The sequence below is a fragment of the Ferroglobus sp. genome (genome assembly GCF_015521575.1).
GTDB lineage: Archaea > Halobacteriota > Archaeoglobi > Archaeoglobales > Archaeoglobaceae > Ferroglobus.
Genome location: NZ_WANY01000109.1, coordinates 1 through 4661 on the forward strand (window position 1 = coordinate 1; position 4661 = coordinate 4661).

Genomic DNA, 4661 nt, shown 5'->3' on the forward strand with positions numbered 1-4661 from the left:
CTACAGAGGAAATTAAAGTATTACTTCGTAGCCAATACTGTCATGTATCTGGAAGAGGTCGTTAAAAGAGCACTAAGCTTTAACGAGGAAAAGCTTTACAGAAAACTATTAGAAGATTTCTAATTCCAATTTTTTTGATGATAATCGACAGTCACATCCACATAGGACCTTCAGTTTCTCTCGGAATAGACGTTAAGGTGGAAGAAGTAGTCGATGAGCTCGAAAGAAACGGAATAGATCTGGCTTTAGTAATGTCCTTCCCATCTTATGCAGAGTACGACGAAAAAGTGGCGAACGAAATGGTCCTCAAAGCTTGCGAAGAAAATGAAAACTTGTTTCCGATATACTGCATAGGAAAGCCTTTTCCGGAGGAAATTCCCGAAGAATTCGTTGCCTTAAAGTGGCACTGGGTCGGAGGAGTGGCTGATTTAAAATCCAACTACGAAACTCTGAAAAGAGAAGATTTAGAAGACTTCGTTGAAAGAGTTAGCAAACCGATTTTTTTCGAGGAGGAATTTACTTTCACGAAAATTTTCTTAGAGAGATTCGACGTGAAAGTCGTGATACCTCACCTCGGATTATTGGGAGGAAATCCAGCGGATTTCCTCAGGGAATTTGCTGAAAACGAGAACGTTTATTTTGACACCTCTTTAGCATCTCCCTCGCAGATAAAAGAGTTCTATGAAACTGTCCCGGACAGACTCATTTTCGGCTCGGACAAACCCTTCGGAAGCATTCATCACGAGCTTAAAAAGGTGGCGGAGATTTGCGACGACAGGGTTCTGTGGAAGAATGCTAAGAGGTTATTCAAACTCTGAAGGCTATACCAGCATAGCCGACAACCTGACTTCTATCAGCCACGTCTCCGCTCGTGGAGTAATGTACGAGCTCCGCTTTCGCTCCAAGCTCCTTAGAGTAGAGCATGGCAACAGCTATAGGACCATAACCGCAGACGCTTGCTTGAAGTTTGTATATCGTGTTATAATACTTGTCGACGTCCATGCTGAGGATCGCTTCAATGACGATCTCGTCTCTCCTTCTGCACTCGTCATCCGGCAAATAATGGTGCATGTCACTCGAAGCAACCAGAGCGATCCTCCTTCCAGTTATCTCCTGAGCCTCCAAAATTTCTTCGACTATCTCCTCAGCTGTCTCCTTATCCTGCAATCCCATGCAGATGGCAACGATTTTGAAGTCCTTGTGGAGGTACTGCAAAAAAGGAACTTGCACTTCCAAGCTGTGCTCTTCTCTGTGAGCTATCTCATCAACAACGCAGATTTTCTTGGGCATAGCATCTATGAACTCTCTATCCGTCTCCACAACCCCTATCGGAGTCATCCAGTCGTCATAAGAGACAGCCACAGCCGCTCCCAAGCCAGTGTGGTTCGGACCAATTATTACGTAAGTCTCCACATCTGGCAGGAGAGAGTGAACCGCTCCAGCAGTCCTTCCCGAGTAAACGTAACCTGCGTGAGGAGAGACTATTGCCACTACATCCTCATCGCTCCTCTTATCTGCAAATTCCCTAAGCATAGCCAAGAGGGATTCGGGATTCGAGGGGTAGAAGTATCCAGCTACTGCAGGTCGTCTCATGAAAAATACTGTACTTTTTTAGAACTTAAACTTTAGCACTCCAGCTTTTCGAAGAAGAATTTTTTGAGGTCGGAAGTTACGTAATCGAAGATGCAGCCGGAAGCTCTTCTAAGTTCGAGCCTTTCAACTATTTCCTTGTACTCCCCACCGCTCAACCCGTCTGCGATAATTGCAGCTCCTTCTGCTGCTTGCTTTCCGCTTTCGAAGCCTTTTAAAATTTTCACGTCGAACCTTTCAGCGATGAACTTTTTCACTTCCTTGGCAAACCTTCCCGAAAGAACAACGAAGTTCTCGTCAACAACAGCTTTCATCGCATAAATTCCCTTGAGAATCCATTCAGCGAATGCTTCAAAGCTAAATTCCTCCCCTCTATCTTCAAAAAAGCTCTTCAATCCCCCCGAGAAAACTACATCTTTAGTCACCCTCATCAGGCACGCAAGCTCCGCATCTATTGCCGAAACGCTCAAGTGCGATGGAAAACCCGAACTCCCACCAATACCATCGACGATTTTCCCGTTTTTCAAAGCAAGAAACGCGTTGAAACCGTAACCAATTTCGGCGAGTATGAAATCACCCTCTCCAAATTCAGCCAAAGCTAAAGCTGCGCTGCAAACTTTGTCGGAAGTACCCATGTCAATTCTGTTAACCTTCCTGTAAGCCGGAACCGTGTTGAGGTGAATTACCCCGGGAATCGTGAAAAAGTTCAGCTCCTCATCTCTAATCCTCCTAATAACGGAGGACATTCCTATGTAACTGCCCTCCTTTTTCAACGTCATTAGAAAGATGTCTTCGTCAGTCAGATCTTTGAAATTTTTTACCGGAAGCCCATATCCGCTCAATCCGGCTCCAACTTCCGGATTTAACTCCTTAAGAAACTCTACAAACGATTCAGGATTCTCCCTAACTTCCGACGATTCGAATTCGTACAACTTTCTTTCTTCGAGAACGAAAACCCCGTAACTTTTCGTTCCAGCGTCAACTCCCACCTTTACCATAAAGCTCCACCGAGGTGGCTTTTTATCTTGTCTGTAGTGCTCTTCATTACCCTATCAATTATTGCGTGAACTTTTCCCTCCCTCTTTTTCAACTCAACAACCTCAAAATTAACTCCACTTCTCTTTAAATGCTCCGTAAACAACTCAAAGGTTTCGAAAGACGAGAAAGTTAACTCAACTCTTTCGACAACCTTTCTCCCTTCGCTAACGTCCTTGATGCTTTTCACCAAGCTTTCGAGAATTGCCTTCCCCAGCCTGAAACACCTTTCTCTAAACTTTTCCTCGTCGTCGAATTCAAAGCTTTGAAAGCCCTCTCTGACAATTCTTGAGAACATGAAGTCTTTTCCGTATTCGTTAAAGTATCTGAAAGCGTAGCTTAGGTCACTGCAATTCGTTTCGCTTGTCGTGTACTTTATCGGCTCAACTACCATGTTGACGTCTTTTATCACAACACCCTCCCTACCACTCCCCTCCAACTCCTCAATAACCCTTCTTCCAACGATATGTCCCTCCTCAGCTCTGCATTCAGCAAGAATGGGAGCTAAGTTTAGCCCGTATTCCTCGCAGATTCTCTCCTTCTCTCTAATTGGCAAAGGCTTCCCGCTCCTCTTCTCCCTTATATCGAAGACGTAAAAATCAAAATCTACTCCGTAAACGTCTTTCGGAACGTAGGGTGAGTACTTTCCTACTGCTTCGCAGCAGAGCATGAATTTCGGGAAATCTTTAAAAAAAGATTCGTTAATTAGCTCACGAGCTTTCTCCGTTGTGTAGGGGCAAATAAAACCTCTCCTCGTTAACGCATACAGATTTTTTCCGAACATAACGATTCTTACGTTGTAACCGTTCATTTTCTCCTCGAAAACAATTTCTCCTTTAAAATGGAGTTTGATCGTCGGATAGAGAGTTAGTGCTCTCCTGATTTTCGGAAAACCGTGAACAACTTCAACTCCGTGAATCGTTTTAGCGACAACAGTCCCTTCCTCAAGTCCGGCAAACTTTTTATCGAATCTTACCGCATCGATTACATCGGGGAAAAATGGATGTTTGATGAAAGCTTCCTTTAGGACGTTTTTCTCTTTTAACTTTTCTGCAGCAGGCTTGGTTAAGCCTAAAGCCTCGGCAACGTACATCTCAGCATTTTGCCTCGCAGAGGAATTTCATGAGGTCTCGTTCGGTTATAATTCCTTCCAAGCTTCCGGAACTAACAACCAAAGCTGCAGCTTGATTCTTCTCAAGCATGAGATTCACAACATCCCTTAAATTCGTTTTTGGACTGACAACGAGCGGTTCCGTATATTTCAGTATCTTTTTGTTGGACAGAATTACGGAAATCGGTTGTTCAAGAGCTTCTTTCGCGTTCCCAGTAACGAGCTCTTTGAAAACCTCTCCAGCGAAGTAGTGGACGATCGTCGTTGATGTTAGAATTCCAACGAGCAAGCCGTCCTTAACTACCGGAAGTCTCCTTATCTTTTTCGAAACCATCGTCTTCATAGCCTCCTCGATTTTCGTGTTTGGCTCAGCTGTGATGACTCCCCTCGTCATGTAGTCTTCCACGACCCCGTCGTACTCCCTTCTTTCAGCCAAAAACTTCATGATGTCCCTCTCAGTTATGATACCTATAACGGTATCATCCCTATCGATTATCGGGGCACCACCTACTCCCTTTTCTAAAAGAATTTCCAAAGCATCCTCCCAAGAAGAGGTGAAATCTATCGCGACAACCTCCTTCTCCATAATTTCCTTAACTTCCTCGTTAACTGCCGCAAGCAAATTGTTGTTGTATCTTCCCTCAACGATCTTGTGCTTCTCCCCTCCACCGAGGAAATTTACAATGTCCATTCCAGTTATTATTCCCTCAAGCCTCTTCGTCCCAGGATCAGTTATCGGCAATCTTCTGAAGCTGTACTTTATCATTGTCTTCATTGCGCTCATTATTGTCGAAGTTGTCGGAATCGTGATTACATTCTTCGTCGCTATTTCCATAACGCTTCCCGGCTTTATTGGGCTCTTCTTTTCCTTTTTAACTTCATCTCCAATTTTTGCTCCCAAATAAGACATCAAATCACCTAATAC

At 44.0% G+C, this 4661-nt stretch carries 5 protein-coding genes; 1 reads left to right on the top strand and 4 read right to left on the bottom strand.

Annotated features, from left to right (window positions below; genetic code table 11):
* The first annotated feature begins 137 nt into the window (after nt 1-137).
* Entirely contained in the window at nt 138-818 is a 681-nt protein-coding gene (locus F7C14_RS04535) for an amidohydrolase family protein (RefSeq protein WP_290900283.1), read from the top strand.
* Here F7C14_RS04535 and F7C14_RS04540 read toward each other — a convergent pair.
* The 4 genes from F7C14_RS04540 to F7C14_RS04555 form a co-directional block, all read right to left on the bottom strand.
* Complete coding sequence (locus F7C14_RS04540; RefSeq protein WP_290900284.1) at nt 808-1593, bottom strand: MEMO1 family protein; 786 nt, start codon at nt 1591-1593, stop codon at nt 808-810. The two genes, F7C14_RS04535 and F7C14_RS04540, sit on opposite strands and share 11 nt — an antisense overlap.
* A gap of 32 nt (nt 1594-1625) precedes the next feature.
* A complete protein-coding gene (locus tag F7C14_RS04545; protein WP_290900285.1) occupies nt 1626-2588 on the bottom strand; it encodes a DUF1464 family protein in 963 nt (320 codons plus the stop codon).
* Nucleotides 2582-3718, bottom strand: coding sequence for an RNA ligase (locus tag F7C14_RS04550; protein WP_290900286.1), 1137 nt, complete (start codon nt 3716-3718; stop codon nt 2582-2584). The genes F7C14_RS04545 and F7C14_RS04550 overlap by 7 nt, the downstream gene beginning before the upstream one ends.
* Before the next feature lies 1 nt (nt 3719).
* Nucleotides 3720-4661: CBS domain-containing protein (locus F7C14_RS04555; RefSeq protein WP_367114334.1), on the bottom strand; the 942-nt coding region annotated here is incomplete at its 5' end.